We start from the raw sequence: 15,924 nt of genomic DNA, 5'->3' as shown, positions 1-15,924 counted from the left end.
TCGAGAACCCTCGTTTCGGTGATTGACGGCTCCTGACACGTGTCACACCATGACATTCGGCCAGTACCTACTGGTCGGTATCCGGGTTGCCCTCACCGTGGAGGTCCGAGTGTCCCGACGCGTGCCCAGAACCCGCGCAGTCCTCGCTCTCGCGCTGGGCGCCGCCCTGGCCGTGCCCCTCACCCTCACCCCGCCGGCGACCGCGGCCGACGCCTACACCGTCACGCCGCTGAAGTTCACCGTGCGGGCCGGCGGACGCGCCTGCACGGTCGACGCCGACCTGTACCGTCCCGCGGGCGTGGACCGCGAGCACCCGGCACCCGCCGTGCTCGGCACGAACGGCTTCGGCGGCAGCAAAACGGACGGCTCGACGGACGCCGTCGGCAAGGCCTTCGCCCAGCGCGGCTACGTCTCGCTCGTCTACTCCGGGCTCGGATTCGGCCGCAGCGGGTGTCTCATCTCCCTCGACGACCCGCACATCGACGGCGCCGCCGCCTCACGGCTGGTCGATTTCCTCGGCGGCACCCGCGCCGCCGACGACGGCACCACCGCCGACTTCGTCACCCAAGACGCACCCGGCGACCCACGCGTCGGCATGATCGGCGGCTCCTACGGCGGCGCCGTCCAACTCGCGACGGCCGCCGTCGACCACCGCCTCGACGCACTCGTCCCCATGATCACCTGGAACGACCTGGCGTACGCGCTCGATCCCAACAACGCCGTCGGCAGCGAGGACGTCCCCGGGGCCTTCAAGTGGCAGTGGACGAACGGCTTCTACCTCATCGGCGAGGGCCAGCCGCTGCTCCAGCCCGCTCTCGACCCCTCCCGCATCAACTCCCTGGCCTGCCTGCACTTCGTCACCGAGGCCTGCCGGACCGTCCACACCCTCAACGCCGGGAGCTACCCGGCCGACCGGACCGCCCGGCTGCTCGCCTACGCGCGCCGCGTCTCCCCGGTGTCCTACCTCGACCGCGTCGACACACCCACCCTGCTGGTCCAGGGGCAGGCCGACACCCTGTTCAACCTCAACGAGGCGACGGCGACGTACCGGACGCTGAAGGCACGGGGCACACCCGTCAAGATGATCTGGCAGTCCTGGGGTCACAGCGGCGGGCTCACCGGCCCGGCCGCCGCCGGGGAACTCGACCTCTCCAAGGGCAACCTGGAGACCAGCTACGTCGGCCGGCGCGTCCTCACCTGGTTCGACCGGCACCTGCGCAAACGATCCCACGTCGACACGGGACCGGCGTTCGCCTACCACCGCGACTGGATCACCGACCCGGACCGCACCTACGCCACCGCCGAACACCTTCCCGCCCTCAGCCGCACGCTGTACCTCTCCGGTGACGGCAAGCTCGTCGACGACCGCCGTAAGGTGGCCCGCGGCAGCCGCGGCTACACCAACCGGCTGATCCCCACGAGCCACTCGGACAGCTCGCTCGCCGGGCTGATCGGGCTGCCGGACTCACCGCCGAGCGACACCGAAGGCACCTACCTCGATTGGACGACCCCGCCGCTGGAACGCCCCCTCGACGTCGTCGGCGCCCCCCGGGCCACGCTCAAGGTCGTCTCCCCGAAGGCCGAGCGCACCCAGAACAGCTCCGACGCGGCTGACAAGCTCGTGCTGTTCGCCAAGCTCTACGACGTCGCCCCCGACGGCACCCGCACCCTGGTGCGCCGCCTGGTCGCACCGGTGCGCGTCCCGGACGTCACCCAGAGCTTCACCGTCACCCTGCCCGGCATCGTGCACCGGTATGACAGAGGGCACCGGCTGCGGTTCGTGATCGCCGCGAGCGACGACGCGTACTTCGGCAACCGGGGCATCAAACCGGTGACCGTGGTCAGCGCGCCGCGCGACACCGGGGTGCTGCGGCTGCCGGTCGCCGGCTCCTGACGCCCCGACTGGGGACGCACGGGCAGCGCGGTTACTGTGGCGGGGTGCCGCACCACGCATCCCGCCACCTCGCCGAAGGCCCCCGGGTGGGCATACGCCACTTCACCTACGGGGACGGTGCCGAGTTCACCGCCCGCGCCCGGGAGAGCAAGGACCTGCACCACCCGTGGCTCTTCCCGCCCACCACGGCACAGGCGTACACCGCCTACGCGGGCCGGCTCATCGAGGACCCGTCCAAGGCCGGCTTCCTCGTCTGCGAGAAGAACGACGGGGCCATCGGCGGCTTCATCAACATCAACAACATCGTCGAGGGCGGCTTCCAGTCCGGGGCGCTGGGCTACGGCGCCTTCGCGCACGCCGCCGGGCGGGGGCTGATGCGCGAAGGGCTGGACCTCGTCGTGGGGTACGCGTTCGGTCCGATGCGGCTGCACCGACTGGAGATCAACGTCCAGCCGGGGAACGCCGCGTCGATCGCCCTGGCCCGTGGCTGCGGGTTCCGTCTGGAGGGCTTCTCGCCGAAGATGCTCTTCGTCGACGGGGCCTGGCGCGACCACGAACGCTGGGCGATCACCACCGAGATGATCACAGGGCCGGGACGGCGCCGAGGCCCCGGCGGCACCTACGCGTGACGGTCCACGTACTCGTAGATCGACCCGTCCGGATGCAGGGCGATCAGGTTACGGCCCGCCGGTGAGGCGATCGGACCCGCGACGATGTGAGCACCCAGCTCGGTCAGCACCTTGTGGGTCTCGTCCACGTCCGTCACGGCGATCGTCGCGGCGACCTTGCGCAGCACCTCCAGTTCGGCCGGGGGGCCGCTCATCAGCAGGAAGCAGCCGATCGCCGCCACCTGGACACCTCCCCGCTCGAAGCGCTGGGCTCTGCCGCCCGCCAGTCGCTCGTAGAAGGGGATCGCGGTCTCGAGGTCGTCGACGCAGACGCGCAGTGTGGCACCCAGAATCTCCATACGGCTGAGCCTAGTTACGCGCAGGGGGCCGAGGGTACCCGGCCGGGCATGAAGCCGCTGGATCACCTGGAGCCTCTGGACAAGCACCTCGTCGACGAGCCGGCACAGGTGGCGCGCGAGACGGTACGAGAACAGCCGCGCGAGCAGACCCGCAAGCAGCGCCCCGTGCCCCCGCGGCCGACGGGCGACCCGGACGTACCCCGCCGCGGGGTGTGATGCCGGATGCGCACACCAGGGACATCGCACCGGCGCGGACGTGTGGTGGTGGTGACCGGAGCCAGCGGCGGTGTCGGCCGGGCCACGGTCCGGGCCTTCGCCGCCCGCGGCGACAGGATCGCCCTGCTCGCCCGCGGCCGTGAGGGACTCGCCGCCGCGGCGGACGAGGTGGAACGCGCCGGAGGCGAGGCGCTCGTCGTCCCCGTGGACGTCTCCGACGCCAAGGCCGTCGACGACGCCGCCCAGCAGGTCGTCGATGCCTACGGCCACATCGACGTCTGGGTCAACAACGCCTTCACCGGGGTGTTCGCGCCGTTCACCGAGGTCGCCCCGGACGAGTTCCGACGCGTGACCGAAGTGACGTACCTGGGCTACGTGTTCGGCACCCGGGCGGCCCTGCGCCACATGCTGCCGCGCGACCGCGGCACCATCGTGCAGGTCGGCTCCGCACTCGCCTACCGGGGCATTCCGCTGCAGTCGGCGTACTGCGGGGCCAAGCACGCGATCCAGGGCTTCAACGAGTCGCTGCGCTGCGAGCTGCTGCACGCACGCAGCGGGGTGCGGACCACGATGGTGCAGCTGCCGGGTCTCAACACCCCGCAGTTCGACTGGGTGCTGAACCGGATGCCGGGGCGGGCCCGTCCGGTCGCGCCCGTGTACCAGCCGGAGGTCGCCGCCCGGGCCATCGTGCACGCGTCGTCGCACGCACGGCGCCGGGAGTACTGGGTGGGCGGCTCCACCGCCGCCACGCTCCTCGCCAACGCGGTGGCCCCCGGCCTGCTCGACCGCTACCTGGCCCGCACCAACGTCGACGCCCAGCAGGAGGACGGCCCGCCCGAGGGGCCCGCCAACCTGTGGTCCCCGGCGGACGGGCCGCACGGCCGGGACTTCGGCGCCCACGGGCGCTTCGACGACGAGTCCACGGACGACAGCCCGCAGCAGTGGCTGTCCCGGAACCGGGGGTGGATGGGCGCGGCCCTCACCACGGCAGCCGCCGCCCTGACCGTACGCAAGCTGGCCGGCCGGGCGCGGCGCTAGGGTCTGTCGTTCGGACGGGGGACGGCACGAGGGGCGGTTGTCGCGGCACGCCCCGTCTGCCGGTTCGGAGGCGGCGGCCCGGGTGGGCCGAAACCTTGGGCGCCGGGAGCACCCCTGCCCGCACGGCACCGGCAGTCGGCCGGGCGGTTCGGCTTGTTCACCATCCAGCGGCCAATCGGTGGGGAGGCCTGAGGAACGCCTCCGTGAAAGACCGGGAACCGCGGCGTTCCGGAGACGGACACCGTCCCTTTAGCATGGATGCCGCGACCTCTGCCGGGCCTGCGGCAGCGTCATGCCGTAGCCACCCGTCGGCCCAGCCGGCACATGCGGAGGTGCGCCATGCCCGATGACCGCGAAATCCGTCACCGCGCCGTCGGCGCCGAGATCGCCGAGACCCTGGGCACCGCTCGCGGATGGCTACGGGACGCCGCCTGCCTGGGCGAGGATCCGGAGCTCTTCTTCCCGCTGGTGGAGCGGGAGACCGATGCCCAGGTCGCCCGGGCCCGCGCGGTGTGCCGTCGGTGCCGCGTCCTGCTCGCCTGCCGTTCCTGGGCCATCGAGCAGGGCGAGGACGCCGGTATCTGGGGCGCGACCACAGCACGGCAGCGTCGCGCCATCAGTCGCGAGAAGCGCGGCGGCATCGGCAGACGACCGGCGTCGTAGGACGATTCCTGGCGTGACGCAAGGCGACGGGTCGGTCGCCGAACGTGGCAAGCGGCGCGGCGGCCACGGCGGGCGGCCTGTCGCGGCACGGCGGCATCCGTACGGCCGTTTCGGACGGGCAGCCGCGCGGGCGCGGTGGTTGTCTGGCCCGGAGGACGTTCTTCCCGCCTGCAGGAGAAAGGTACGGCCGTGGCTTCTGAGCCCTCCCTCCAGTACACCGTCCCAGGCATGTCCGCCGAGGACAGTTCCGCCATCATCGAGCTGCTCCAGCGGCGGCTGCACTCGCTGAACGATCTGCACCTGACTTTGAAGCACATCCACTGGAACGTCGTCGGTCCGCACTTCATCGCGGTGCACGAGATGCTCGACCCGCAGGTCGAACAGGTGAGGTCCATGACCGACGATCTCGCCGAGCGCATCTCCACGCTCGGCGGTGTGCCCCAGGGCACGCCGGGGGCGCTGGTCGCCGACCGTACCTGGGACGACTACTCCATCGGAAGGGCGGAGGCCATCGAGCACCTGGGCGCTCTCGACGTGGTCTACACCCGGCTCATCGAGGACCATCGTGAGGCGATGGAAGCGACGGAGACCTCCGACCCGGTCACGCAGGACATCCTCATCGAGCAGTTGCGCGGGCTGGAGCTGTTCCAGTGGTTCGTCCGCGCCCACCTGGAAAGCAGCGGCGGGCGCCTGAGCACCGCCGACGCCAGGACGGAGCACGCGGCAGCCGACCAGGCGGCCGAACAGGCCCGCCGACAACCCTGAGCGGCGGGGGCGGCGCGCACCCTTCGCGTCGGTGGTGGGCGCGCGTCGTTCGGCCCGAGGACGGGGGCTTCGTCGTAGAGCCGACTGCGGGCCCTCTGAACCTCTCGCGGGCCTTCTCGCGCGACGCGCGGCGGCGCGTGTCCCCTCAACGGCCGACGGGGCCCGCTTCATCGCGGGCCCCGCCGCGGTCGTGCCGCCGTCAAGCGGGTGAGGGCTGTGTCCGCGTCCGGGCGGGCGTGGGCTCGAGACGGACGACGATGCCCTTCGACGTGGGCTGATTGCTGATGTCGGCGACACTGTCCAGCGGCACCAGGACGTTCGTCTCCGGGTAGTAGGCGGCGGCCGAGCCCTTGGCGGCCGGGTAGGGCACGACCTCGAAGTTCTCGGCCCGGCGCTCCGCGCCGTCCGCCCAGACACTCACCAGGTCGACGTGATCGCCCGGGGCGAGTCCGAGTTCTGTCAGGTCGGCCGGGTTGACGAGCACGACGTGACGGCTGCCGTGGATCCCGCGGTAGCGGTCGTCGTTGGTGTAGGGGACGGTGTTCCACTGGTCGTGCGAGCGCAGCGTCTGCAGCAGCAGGTGTCCCTCGGGCGCCCGGGGCACCACGCGCTCGTTGCAGGTGAACAGGGCCTTGCCGACCTTGTTGTTGAAGACACCCTCGTTGACCGGGTTGGGCAGTTGGAAACCTCCGGGGCGGGTCACCCGTGCGTTGAAGTCGTGGAAGCCCGGCACGACGCGGGAGATGCGGTCGCGGATGGTGCCGTAGTCGCCCTCGAACTCTTCCCAGGGGATCTCCGCCTTGCCGTCCAGGGTGCGGCGGGCGAGCCGGCACAGGATGGCGACTTCGCTGAGCAGCTGCCGGGAGGCCGGTTCGAGGCGCCCCTGGGAGGTGTGCACCTCGCTCATGGAGTCCTCGACGGTGACGAACTGCTCGCCGTCGGCCTGGACGTCACGCTCGGTGCGCCCCAAGGTCGGCAGGATCAGCGCGGTGTCACCGCAGACCGTGTGCGAGCGGTTGAGTTTGGTGGAGATATGGGCGGTCAGCCGGCACGAGCGCATCGCCTCCTCGGTGACCGCGCTGTCGGGAGCGGCGCGGACGAAGTTGCCGGCCAGGGCGAGGAAGACCTTGACGCGCCCCTCGCGCATCGCCCTGATCGAGTTCACCGAGTTCAGGCCGTGCGGGCGCGGCGGGTCGAAGCCGAACTCCTCCCGCAGGGCGTCGAGGAAGGTGTCCGGCATCCGCTCCCAGATGCCCATCGTGCGGTCGCCCTGGACGTTGCTGTGGCCGCGCACCGGGCAGGCGCCGGTACCGGCGCGCCCCAGGTTGCCGCGCAGCATCAGGAAGTTGACGATCTCCCGGACGGTGGGCACACCGTGTTTGTGCTGGGTGATGCCCATCGCCCAGCAGACGATGACGCGTTCGCTGTTCAGAACCTCGTCGCGGACCTTCTCGATCTTCTGGCGGGTCAGTCCGGTCGCCGTGTGCACGTCGTCCCAGTCGACGGTGCGTGCGTGCTGGGCGAACTCCTCGAAGCCGGTGGTGTGGGCGTCGATGAAGTCGTGGTCCAGGACGCTGCCGGGCCGCGCGTCCTCGGCCTCCAGCAGCAGGCGGTTGAGGGCCTGGAACAGGGCGAGGTCGCCGCCGGGCTTGATGTGCAGGAAGCGGTCGGCGATCTGGGTGCCGCGACCGACGACGCCGCGCGGTTTCTGCGGGTTCTTGAAGCGCCGCAGCCCGGCCTCCGGCAGCGGGTTGACCGCCACGATGCGGCCGCCGCCCCGCTTGGCCTCCTCCAGGGCGGAGAGCTGGCGCGGGTGGTTGCTGCCCGGGTTCTGCCCGACCAGGAAGATCAGGTCGGCGTGGTGGAGGTCGTCGAGGCTGACGGTGCCCTTGCCGCTGCCCAGGGTCTCGCTCAGGGCGAAGCCGCTGGACTCGTGGCACATGTTGCTGCAGTCGGGCAGATTGTTGGTGCCGAAGGCGCGGGCGAAGAGCTGCAGGACGAAGGCGGCCTCATTGCTGGCGCGGCCCGAGGTGTAGAAGACGGCCTCATCGGGGGAGGCCAGTGCCTTGAGTTCCTGCGCGAGGACGCCCAGAGCCTCGTTCCAGCCGATGGGCTCGTAGTGCCCGGAGCCGGGCCGCTTGATCATCGGCTCGGTGAGCCGGCCCTGCTGGTTGAGCCACATGTCGGAGCGGGCGGCCAGGTCCAGGACGCTGTGCTCACGGAAGAAGTCGGCGGTGATCCGGCGCGTGGTGGCCTCGTCATTGATGTGCTTGGCGCCGTTCTCGCAGTACTCGTTGCGATGACGTCGGCCCGGGGCCGGATCCGCCCACGCGCAGCCGGGGCAGTCGATCCCGCCCACCTGGTTCATGGTCAGCAGGTCCACCCCGGTCTTGCGCGGGGAGGTCTGCTCCAGGGAGTACCCCAGAGCGTGCGCGACCGCGGGGACTCCGGCCGCCCACTTCTTCGGCGGTGTCACGGAGAGGGAGGTCTCCGGCTCCTCGCCGGGCGGGTTCTGCATCGGTTCGCCTTTCTCTTGCCGTGTCCGTCTCGCCGGTCAGCCGACGGGCCACTGGGCCACGCGGCTCCTGGGCGGTTCCGGGTGATCGTGCTGTACACGGCCGTTGCGGATGGTGCCGCGCCAGGCCCCGCACTCCTGCCCCAGTCCCTCGATGAACCCCTTGAAGTTCATGAGTTCCCCGTGCACCAGCCGCGCGGTGAGCCGGACGGCCCGGGACGAGCCGGTGAGGATCCTCGCGGCTCCCTGCGGTTCCAGGAGCATCCGGACGGTGATCGCGGTGCCGCCGGACTCCGTCGCCGCGAACTCGATCTCGCCCTGGTGGGAGGGGCTCTGCTCCAGAGCGCGCCAGGCCAGGTAGGCGTCGGGGTCCTGCTCCACGATCTCGACCGTGAAGCGGCGGCGCAGGGGGCCGTAGCCGATGGTCCAGGCGGTCACGGTCGGCCTGATCTGCTCGACGCCGTACACCAGGCGCGAGAAGCGCGGAAAGGTCTTGAACTGCGTCCACTGGTTGTACGCCGTCCGCACCGGCACCGCGATCTCGACCGTCTCCTGGACGTGCCGCTCCCGCAGTGGACGGCGGCGCGTGACGCCGTCGCCGTCCGGGCGCATCCCCGGGGTGTCCGGTACGGCCTGCTGGGCGTCGTCTTCGTACGCCATCGTCGTCTCTCTTCCGGTGACGGAGCCGGGTGTCCGGCAACCCGCCTCCCCTCGTGCGTCAGGGCCTCTCTTCCGGTTCCCCCGTCGTGTATGTCGAGTCGCCCCGGTGCGTCGGTGTCCCGTGCCATCCCGGCCACGAGAGGGGCGGGTCTGGCACAGGCGCTTCCCTGCCGCGGCTGAGCCTGCCGGTCAGCGCCGGCCGTGCGGACGGTGTGGGGAGTCGTCGCCCCCATGCCGGCGGCGATCGTGTCGCCGGGGCCGGCCTCGCCGTCCGGCGAGAGGCCGGCGATGTGGTTGTCGAGCTGGTTCCGGACGGTGCGGTGCGGCAGCCGGCAGGGCGCCGAACCGCTCGGTCCCCTCCCAGCTTCACCCCCTGCGCGTCCACCCGCCACTCACCGTGATCCAGCAGGTGCTCGGCCATCGAGCCCAGGGCATCGGCGGGGGAGGGCGTGGAAGACGATCATGCCGTCGATCCGGTCGGCGACTCCCGGCGACCGGTGGGTATCCACGGGAGCTGCGTACGGTCACCGATTCGCAACAGACGGCGCAGAGCACAATGCGATCAGGCAACCGTGGCTGAATATGGTCTCTCAAGCTGACGCGGCTACGTAGTAATCGCTGCCGCCACAACGGGGGACACATCGTGATGATCACACGTTGCTACAGACCGATCGCGTTCCGGACGCTCACCCTGGGCGCCTGCGTGGCTGGGCTCATGGCGCTCACCGGCTGCTCCCCGGACTCCCCGAGCCCGGGCGGCACGGCAACGCCGGCCGTCACTTCCTCGCCGACCAAGGGAGAGCAGGGTACCGACGGGACCGCGTCCCCCCAGGCGCTGCCCGCCAACAAGGTCTCCCCTCCGGCAGGCGGCAAGGTGTCCCCACCCCCGGTACCAGCGGGGACACCCGCTGCGTCGGCCCCCGGCTCGACGGCATCCGCGGGCGCCGGTGGTGGGGACGACGGCTGCGATCACAAGATGCCGATCTCGCCGGATGAAATCGCCGTGTACCGCTACACACCCGAAGGCGGGTCCCTCAGTCTGATCATCCGGCACGGCAACTGGGGTTGCGGCACCCCGGATTCCGACGGCGCACCGTTCGAGACGGTCGGCAAGGAGACCTACCTGCCCATGGACCAGGCCGCGTACGTCACTGTCACCGATCCCATCGTGGCAAGCACCGAGAATCAGCCCATCGGCGTGCAGGAGTTTCTCAACTGGCTGGAAGCGCACCCCGACAGCGGCCTGGTCTTCCGCTACCACCTGGGCGCGGACGGAGCCATCGACCGTCTCGAGCAGGTCTTCACCCCCTGAACCGACATGGGCGCACGTCGCTGCCGAGAGAGTCAGAGGGCCTGCTGGAGCTGCGGCAGCACCTTCGTGCGGTAGAAGTCGAAGAAGCCGCGCAGGTCCGGGCCGATCTGGTTGACGTAGACCCGGTCGAAGCCCGCGTCGGCGAACTGCTTCAGCTCCGCCACGTGTTCGTCCACGTCGTCACCGCACACCCGGTTCTCCCGCACCATGTCCTCGGTGACGAGCTGCTGCGCCTGCTCGAAGTGCTTGGGGGAGGGCAGCACCTGGCCCAGCTCGCCCGGCAGCTGCTCGTTCGCCCAGAGCCGGTGGACGGTTCGGACGGCCTCGTCCTTGTCCGTGTCGTAGCAGACCTTGGTGCCGCCGCTGACCAGCTTTCCGCCGCCTCCGCCCTTGCGGTACTGCTCCACCATCGCCTCGTCCGGCATGACCGAGATGTAGCCGTCGCCGACGCGGGAGGCGAGCTGGGTCGCGGCGGGGCCGAACCCGGAGATGTCGATCGGGATCGGCTCGTCCGGGACGGTGTACAGGCGGGCGTTCTCGACCGTGTAGTGCGGCCCGTGGTGGTTGACCTCCTCGCCGCTGAACAGCCGGCGCATCACCTGGATGGCCTCCTCCAGCATGTCCAGCCGGACGTGCGCCGGGGGCCAGTGGTCGCCCAGGATGTGCTCGTTGAGCGCCTCACCGGAGCCGACGCCGAGCCGGAAGCGGTTGTTCGTCATCACCGCACTGGTCGCCGCGGCATGCGCCACCACCGCCGGGTGCATACGTACGGTCGGGCAGGTCACCGCCGTCTCGATCGGCAGGGACACCGCCTCGGACAGCGCGCCGATCACCGACCACACGAACGGGCTCTGGCCCTGCTCGTCGTTCCAGGGGTGGTAGTGGTCGGAGATCCACAGCGCCTGGAACCCGGCCTGCTCGGCCATCCGCGCCTGCTCGATCAGCTCGGCGGGCCCGTACTGCTCGCACGAGAGGAAGTAGCCGTACTCGGGCATGGGAAAGTGCCTCCGCGACGTCGGCGGTCCGTATCCCGCACCGGGTACCCGAGCAAGGGGCCGGAAACCGGCGGCGTGCGGGTGAGCAGGCTCCTTGCCGACGTTTGGGTGCCCTGGCCAGGGGGACGCGGAAGGCTCCCGAGCCACGCGACAGCGCCGGAGGCGAGCGACCGTGAGTCGACCCCGCATCCTGATCGTCGGTGCCGGCTTCGCCGGGTACCGCACGGCCCGCACCCTGTCCCGGCTCACCCGGGGCCGGGCCCACATCACCCTGCTCAACCCGACCGACTACTTCCTGTACCTGCCCCTGCTGCCCCAGGTCGCCGCCGGTGTCCTGGAGCCGCGCCGGGTCACGGTCTCCCTCTCGGACTCGCTGCCGGACGTGCGGCTGGTGCTGGGCGAGGCCGACCGCATCGACCTCGACGAGCGCACGCTGCACTTCACCGGACCCGAGGGGGAGGACGGCACCCTCGCCTACGACCGGCTGGTGCTCGCCGCGGGCAGTGTCAACAAGCTGCTGCCCATTCCCGGTGTCGCCGAGCACGCGCACGGCTTCCGAGGGCTGCCCGAGGCGCTGTACCTGCGCGACCACGTGACCCGGCAGGTGGAGCTCGCGGCCTCCTCCGACGACCCCGAGACGCGCGCCGCGCGGTGCACCTTCGTGGTGGTCGGCGCCGGGTACACGGGCACCGAGGTCGCCGCGCACGGGCAGATGTTCACCGACGCGCAGGTGCGCAGGCATCCGCTGCGGCAGGGCATGCGGCCGCGCTGGATGCTGCTGGACGTGGCGCCGCGGGTGCTGCCCGAGATGGACGAGAGGCTCTCCGCCACCGCCGACCGGGTGCTGCGGCAGCGGGGCGTCGACGTGCGGATGGGGACCTCCGTACAGGAGGCCACGCACGACGGGGTCGTGCTGACCGACGGCGAGTCCGTGGCGACCCGGACGCTGGTGTGGTGCGTGGGCGTACGTCCCGACCCGCTGGTCGAGTCCCTCGGGCTGCCCATGGAGAAGGGGCGGCTGCTCGTCGACCCGCACCTGCAGGTGCCCGGGCGGCCGGAGTTGTTCGCGTGCGGTGACGTGGCCGCGGTACCCGATCTGGAGAACCCGGGGAGCTTCACGCCGATGACCGCGCAGCATGCCTGGCGGCACGGCAAGATCGCTGCGGAGAACGTCGCCGCATCGCTCGGTCTCGGCGGTGCGCGCAAGCCCTACCGCCATCGTGACCTGGGCTTCGTCGTCGATCTGGGCGGGGCGAAAGCCGCCGCCAATCCGCTCGGCGTGCCCCTGTCCGGCGTACCGGCGGGCGCGGTGACGCGGGGCTACCATCTCGCCGCGATGCCCGGAAACCGCGTCCGGGTCGCGGCCGACTGGCTGCTGGACGCCGTACTGCCGCGCCAGGCCGTGCAGTTGGGGCTCGTACGGTCCTGGTCGGTGCCGCTGGACACCTCGTCGCCCGAGGTGGCCCGGGCGCCGGGCGGGCCCGGGCAGCGGCACGAGGCGAGCGCCCGGTCCGGGCCGGGGGCGGCGCTCGCGGCCGACACGGACGACGGGGGCACCGGCGCCGGTCCGGGCCGGTACCGGGCCCCCGGTGAGCCCGCGAAGGGGCAGCCCGGATCCGGGGCGACGCAGGTACGGCCCGGATCCGGGGCCGCGGAGCCGCGGTCCGAGTCGGAGACGGCGAAGGGCCGCCCGGCCGCGGGCCGCGCCGGCTCGGGACACGGGCAGCTGCGGTCCGAGTCGGAGACGGCGAAGGGCCGCCCGGCTGCGGGGGCTACGGGGAGTGCGGCGGCCGCGAGGGCTGCCGACGAGCCTGCGAGGAACCAGCCGGGTGGTGAGCCTGCGAGGAACCAGCCGGGTGGTGAGCCTGCGAGGAACCAGCCGGGTGGCGAGCCGGCCAGGAACCAGCCGGGTCCCGCGCATCCGCCCGACCCCGGTCAGCCGCCCCTGGCCCCCCATCCCGCCCCCGGCCCCGTCAAGCGAACCGACGTCCCGGACGACCCGGACGACTCCACGAAAGGAGACTCATGAACACCGGTGAACTCACCGACCTCGGACAGCAGCTGCGGGTGGACAGCGTCCGCGCCGCCGCCGCGGCGGGATCCGGGCACCCGACATCCTCGATGTCCGCCGCCGATCTGATGGCCGTCCTGTTCGCACACCACCTCCGCTACGACTTCGACCGCCCCGCCCACCCGGGCAACGACCGCTTCGTCCTGTCCAAGGGCCACGCCTCCCCGCTGCTCTACTCCGCCTACAAGGCGGCCGGCGCCATCGACGACGAGGAACTGCTCACCTTCCGCAAGCTGGGCAGCCGCCTCGAGGGGCACCCCACCCCGCAGCGCCTGCCGTGGGTCGAGACGGCCACCGGCTCGCTCGGGCAGGGACTGCCCGTCGGGGTCGGCATCGCGCTGGCCGGCAAGCGGCTCGACCGCACCGACTACCGCACCTGGGTGCTGTGCGGCGACAGCGAACTGGCCGAGGGGTCCGTGTGGGAAGCCGCCGAGCACGCCGGGTACGAGCACCTGGACAACCTCACCGTGATCGTCGACGTCAACCGCCTCGGCCAGCGCGGCCCCACCCGGCACGGCCACGACCTGGACGCCTACGCCCGCCGCTTCCAGGCCTTCGACTGGCACACCATCGAGATCGACGGCCACGACGTGGACGCCGTCGACCGCGCCTACGGCGAGGCCGTCTCCACCAAGGGCCAGCCCACCGCGATCCTCGCCCGCACCCTCAAGGGCAAGGGCGTCGAGGGCGTCCAGGACCGCGAGGGCCTGCACGGCAAGCCGCTCCCGGAGGCCGAGGAGGCGATCACCGAACTCGGCGGCCCGCGCGACATCCGTGTCCGGGTGCAGGAGCCGGCCACCGCCCGCATGCTGCACTCCGTCCACACCGGGAACTTCGAACTCCCCAAGTGGGACAAGGGCGAGGAGATCGCCACCCGCAACGCCTTCGGCGAGGCGCTCGCCGCCCTCGGCACCGGCCGCGGCGACATCGTCGCCCTGGACGGCGAGGTCGGCGACTCCACCCGCGCCGAGTTCTTCGCCAAGGAGCACCCCGACCGCTACTTCGAGTGCTACATCGCCGAGCAGCAGCTCGTGGCCTCGGCGGTCGGGCTCGCGTCCCGCGGCTGGGTGCCGTACGCGACCACCTTCGCGGCCTTCCTCACCCGCGCGTACGACTTCATCAGGATGGCGTCCGTCAGCGGCTCCGGCATCAACCTCGTCGGCTCGCACGCGGGCGTCGCCATCGGCCAGGACGGGCCCAGCCAGATGGGCCTGGAGGACCTGGCGATGATGCGGGCGGTGCACGGCTCGACCGTGCTGTACCCGTGCGACGCCAACCAGACCGCACGGCTCGTCGGCGCGATGGCCGGCCTGGAGGGCGTCCGCTACCTGCGCACCTCGCGCGGCGAGAGCCCGGTGATCTACGCCCCCGGCGAGGAGTTCCCGGTCGGCGGCAGCAAGGTGCTGCGCTCCTCCGGCCGGGACCGGCTGACCCTCGTCGCGGCGGGTGTCACCGTGCACGAGGCGCTGGCCGCCGCCGAGGCCCTGGAGCAGGAGGGCATCGCGGTGCGGGTGATCGACCTGTACTCAGTGAAGCCCGTCGACCGGGCCACCCTGCGCCGTGCTGCCGAGGAGACCGGCTGCCTGGTGAGCGTGGAGGACCACCACCCCGAGGGCGGCCTCGGGGACGCGGTCCTCGACGCCTTCACCGACGGACGCCCCGTACCGCGCCTGGTGCGGCTCGGCGTACGGAGCATGCCGGGCTCGGCCTCCCCGGAGGAGCAGCTGCGTGCCGCGGGCATCGACGCGGACTCCATCGCGGCGGCCGGGCGGCTGCTGGTGGAGGAGGCGGTCGTGCGGTGAGCGGCGACGACGGCACGCGCAGGGTGCGGGCGGGCCGCCGCACGGTGGAGGTGCACCGGCCGGACAAGGTGCTCTTCCCCGGTGGCGGTGACGCCAAGGAGTACACCAAGGCCGACCTGGTGGACTACTACCGGGCCGTCGCGCCCTTCATGCTGCCGCACCTGCGCGGCCGGCCGCTGATGCTGGAGAGGCGCCCGGACGGCATCGACGGCCCGACGTTCATGCAGAAGAACACCCCGGACCACTACCCCGAGTGGATCGAGCGCGTCGAACTGGCCAAGGAGGGCGGCACCGTCCGCCACGCCGTCTGTGACGACACCGCCACCCTCCTCTACCTGGCCGACCAGGCGAGCATCACCCTGCACCGCTGGCTGTCCCGCTCCGAGAGGATCGACCACCCCGACCGGCTGGTCTTCGACCTCGACCCTCCCCCAGTGCCTGAGGGGCCTGGGGGGACTCCGAGGGACGACTTCGAGGCCGTACGCGAGGCCGCCCGGCTCCTCGGGGAGCTGCTCGACGAGCTGGAGCTGCCCTCGGCGCTGATGACCACCGGCTCGCGCGGGCTCCACGTCATCGTGCCGCTCAACGGCCGGCACGACTTCGACGAGGTGCGCGCCTTCGCCCGGGACGTCGCCGACACCCTCGCCGGCGCCCACCCCGACCGGCTCACCACCGCCGCCCGCAAGAAGGAACGCGGTGAGCGGCTCTACCTCGACATCCAGCGCAACGCCTACGCCCAGACCGCCGTCGCGCCCTACACGGTCCGGCCCCGCCCGGGCGCGCCGGTGGCCGCCCCCATCACCTGGGACCAGTTGGACGACCCAGAGCTGCACGCCCGCCGCTGGACCGTCGCCGACGCCGTCGAGCAGGCCCGCACGAACCCCTGGTCAGACCTGCTGAGCCGCGGCCGGGCGCTGGGACCGGCCCGGCGACGGCTGGACGCCCTGCGCGGATGAGACCCCCCGGCGATCTCCCGGTGGGTGTCAGATGCATGCGCCTGTAGAGGTTTGGCGAACACTCTTGCGG

The 15,924-nt window shown here is 71.9% G+C and carries 13 protein-coding genes and 1 pseudogene; 10 read left to right on the top strand and 4 right to left on the bottom strand.

What is annotated here, in order from left to right:
• Window positions 1–97 precede the first annotated feature (97 nt).
• Both ACZ7EG_RS38815 and ACZ7EG_RS38810 read left to right on the top strand, forming a co-directional pair.
• A complete protein-coding gene (locus ACZ7EG_RS38815) occupies window positions 98–1,894 on the top strand; it encodes a CocE/NonD family hydrolase (protein ID WP_471089410.1) in 1,797 nt (598 codons plus the stop codon).
• Window positions 1,895–1,938: 44 nt separating this feature from the next.
• On the top strand, window positions 1,939–2,523 hold the full coding sequence (locus ACZ7EG_RS38810; RefSeq protein ID WP_471089365.1) for a GNAT family N-acetyltransferase: 585 nt from the start codon (window positions 1,939–1,941) through the stop codon (window positions 2,521–2,523).
• On the opposite strand, the gene ACZ7EG_RS38805 is transcribed toward ACZ7EG_RS38810, so the two are convergent.
• Entirely contained in the window at window positions 2,514–2,861 is a 348-nt protein-coding gene (locus tag ACZ7EG_RS38805; RefSeq protein WP_104780926.1) for a VOC family protein, read from the bottom strand. The two genes, ACZ7EG_RS38810 and ACZ7EG_RS38805, sit on opposite strands and share 10 nt — an antisense overlap.
• Here ACZ7EG_RS38805 and ACZ7EG_RS38800 point away from each other — a divergent pair.
• The 4 genes and pseudogenes from ACZ7EG_RS38800 to ACZ7EG_RS38785 all read left to right on the top strand — a co-directional run.
• Window positions 2,745–3,023, top strand: a pseudogene (locus ACZ7EG_RS38800) (phage holin family protein); the annotation flags it as partial. The gene ACZ7EG_RS38805 and the pseudogene ACZ7EG_RS38800 sit on opposite strands and share 117 nt — an antisense overlap.
• Window positions 3,024–3,083: 60 nt before the next feature.
• Window positions 3,084–4,115 carry an SDR family oxidoreductase gene (locus ACZ7EG_RS38795; RefSeq protein ID WP_471089362.1) on the top strand — a complete coding sequence of 344 codons (1,032 nt, stop codon included), beginning with the start codon at window positions 3,084–3,086 and terminating at the stop codon, window positions 4,113–4,115.
• A gap of 339 nt (window positions 4,116–4,454) precedes the next feature.
• Complete coding sequence (locus ACZ7EG_RS38790) at window positions 4,455–4,778, top strand: WhiB family transcriptional regulator (RefSeq protein WP_471089360.1); 324 nt, start codon at window positions 4,455–4,457, stop codon at window positions 4,776–4,778.
• Between the two features lie 228 nt (window positions 4,779–5,006).
• Window positions 5,007–5,543, top strand: coding sequence for a Dps family protein (locus tag ACZ7EG_RS38785; protein WP_471089408.1), 537 nt, complete (start codon window positions 5,007–5,009; stop codon window positions 5,541–5,543).
• Between the two features lie 199 nt (window positions 5,544–5,742).
• On the opposite strand, the gene ACZ7EG_RS38780 is transcribed toward ACZ7EG_RS38785, so the two are convergent.
• Window positions 5,743–8,061: an FdhF/YdeP family oxidoreductase gene (locus tag ACZ7EG_RS38780; RefSeq protein ID WP_471089358.1), complete on the bottom strand. Its 2,319-nt coding sequence runs from the start codon at window positions 8,059–8,061 to the stop codon at window positions 5,743–5,745.
• 36 nt (window positions 8,062–8,097) lie between these two features.
• Window positions 8,098–8,718, bottom strand: a complete 621-nt coding sequence (locus ACZ7EG_RS38775; protein WP_471089356.1) for an SRPBCC family protein — start codon at window positions 8,716–8,718, stop codon at window positions 8,098–8,100.
• 976 nt (window positions 8,719–9,694) lie between these two features.
• Here ACZ7EG_RS38775 and ACZ7EG_RS38770 point away from each other — a divergent pair.
• Window positions 9,695–10,030, top strand: coding sequence for a hypothetical protein (locus ACZ7EG_RS38770; protein WP_471089354.1), 336 nt, complete (start codon window positions 9,695–9,697; stop codon window positions 10,028–10,030).
• Window positions 10,031–10,062: 32 nt separating this feature from the next.
• Here the strand turns inward: ACZ7EG_RS38770 and ACZ7EG_RS38765 are convergent, their stop codons facing one another.
• A complete protein-coding gene (locus ACZ7EG_RS38765; protein WP_471089352.1) occupies window positions 10,063–11,025 on the bottom strand; it encodes an LLM class F420-dependent oxidoreductase in 963 nt (320 codons plus the stop codon).
• A 172-nt stretch (window positions 11,026–11,197) separates the two neighbouring features.
• Between ACZ7EG_RS38765 and ACZ7EG_RS38760 the strand changes: the two genes are divergently transcribed.
• The 3 genes from ACZ7EG_RS38760 to ligD are packed head-to-tail and all read left to right on the top strand — an operon-like array spanning window position 11,198 to window position 15,854.
• On the top strand, window positions 11,198–13,054 hold the full coding sequence (locus ACZ7EG_RS38760; protein ID WP_471089350.1) for an NAD(P)/FAD-dependent oxidoreductase: 1,857 nt from the start codon (window positions 11,198–11,200) through the stop codon (window positions 13,052–13,054).
• On the top strand, window positions 13,051–14,898 hold the full coding sequence (locus tag ACZ7EG_RS38755; protein ID WP_471089348.1) for a transketolase: 1,848 nt from the start codon (window positions 13,051–13,053) through the stop codon (window positions 14,896–14,898). The genes ACZ7EG_RS38760 and ACZ7EG_RS38755 overlap by 4 nt, the downstream gene beginning before the upstream one ends.
• The gene (gene ligD / locus ACZ7EG_RS38750) at window positions 14,895–15,854 is read left to right on the top strand and encodes a non-homologous end-joining DNA ligase (RefSeq protein ID WP_471089346.1); all 960 of its coding nucleotides are present in this window, start codon (window positions 14,895–14,897) and stop codon (window positions 15,852–15,854) included. Before ACZ7EG_RS38755 ends, ligD begins: the two co-directional genes overlap by 4 nt.
• The last annotated feature ends 70 nt before the right edge of the window (window positions 15,855–15,924 follow it).

The sequence above is a fragment of the Streptomyces sp. NPDC037100 genome (assembly GCF_055606225.1).
Note: the sequence above shows the minus strand (reverse complement) of the source record. Positions and strands in the feature narration are given on the sequence as shown.

What these genes read in the sequence shown, in the direction of transcription:
- ACZ7EG_RS38770 (WP_471089354.1), top strand. Translation starts at nt 9,695, where the DNA reads ATGCCGATCTCGCCGGATGAAATCGCCGTGTACCGCTACACACCCGAA.
- ACZ7EG_RS38790 (WP_471089360.1), top strand. Translation starts at nt 4,455, where the DNA reads ATGCCCGATGACCGCGAAATCCGTCACCGCGCCGTCGGCGCCGAGATC.
- ACZ7EG_RS38765 (WP_471089352.1), bottom strand. Translation starts at nt 11,025, where the DNA reads ATGCCCGAGTACGGCTACTTCCTCTCGTGCGAGCAGTACGGGCCCGCC.
- ACZ7EG_RS38805 (WP_104780926.1), bottom strand. Translation starts at nt 2,861, where the DNA reads ATGGAGATTCTGGGTGCCACACTGCGCGTCTGCGTCGACGACCTCGAG.
- ACZ7EG_RS38785 (WP_471089408.1), top strand. Translation starts at nt 5,007, where the DNA reads ATGTCCGCCGAGGACAGTTCCGCCATCATCGAGCTGCTCCAGCGGCGG.
- ACZ7EG_RS38755 (WP_471089348.1), top strand. Translation starts at nt 13,051, where the DNA reads ATGAACACCGGTGAACTCACCGACCTCGGACAGCAGCTGCGGGTGGAC.
- ACZ7EG_RS38780 (WP_471089358.1), bottom strand. Translation starts at nt 8,061, where the DNA reads ATGCAGAACCCGCCCGGCGAGGAGCCGGAGACCTCCCTCTCCGTGACA.
- ACZ7EG_RS38775 (WP_471089356.1), bottom strand. Translation starts at nt 8,718, where the DNA reads ATGGCGTACGAAGACGACGCCCAGCAGGCCGTACCGGACACCCCGGGG.
- ACZ7EG_RS38795 (WP_471089362.1), top strand. Translation starts at nt 3,084, where the DNA reads ATGCGCACACCAGGGACATCGCACCGGCGCGGACGTGTGGTGGTGGTG.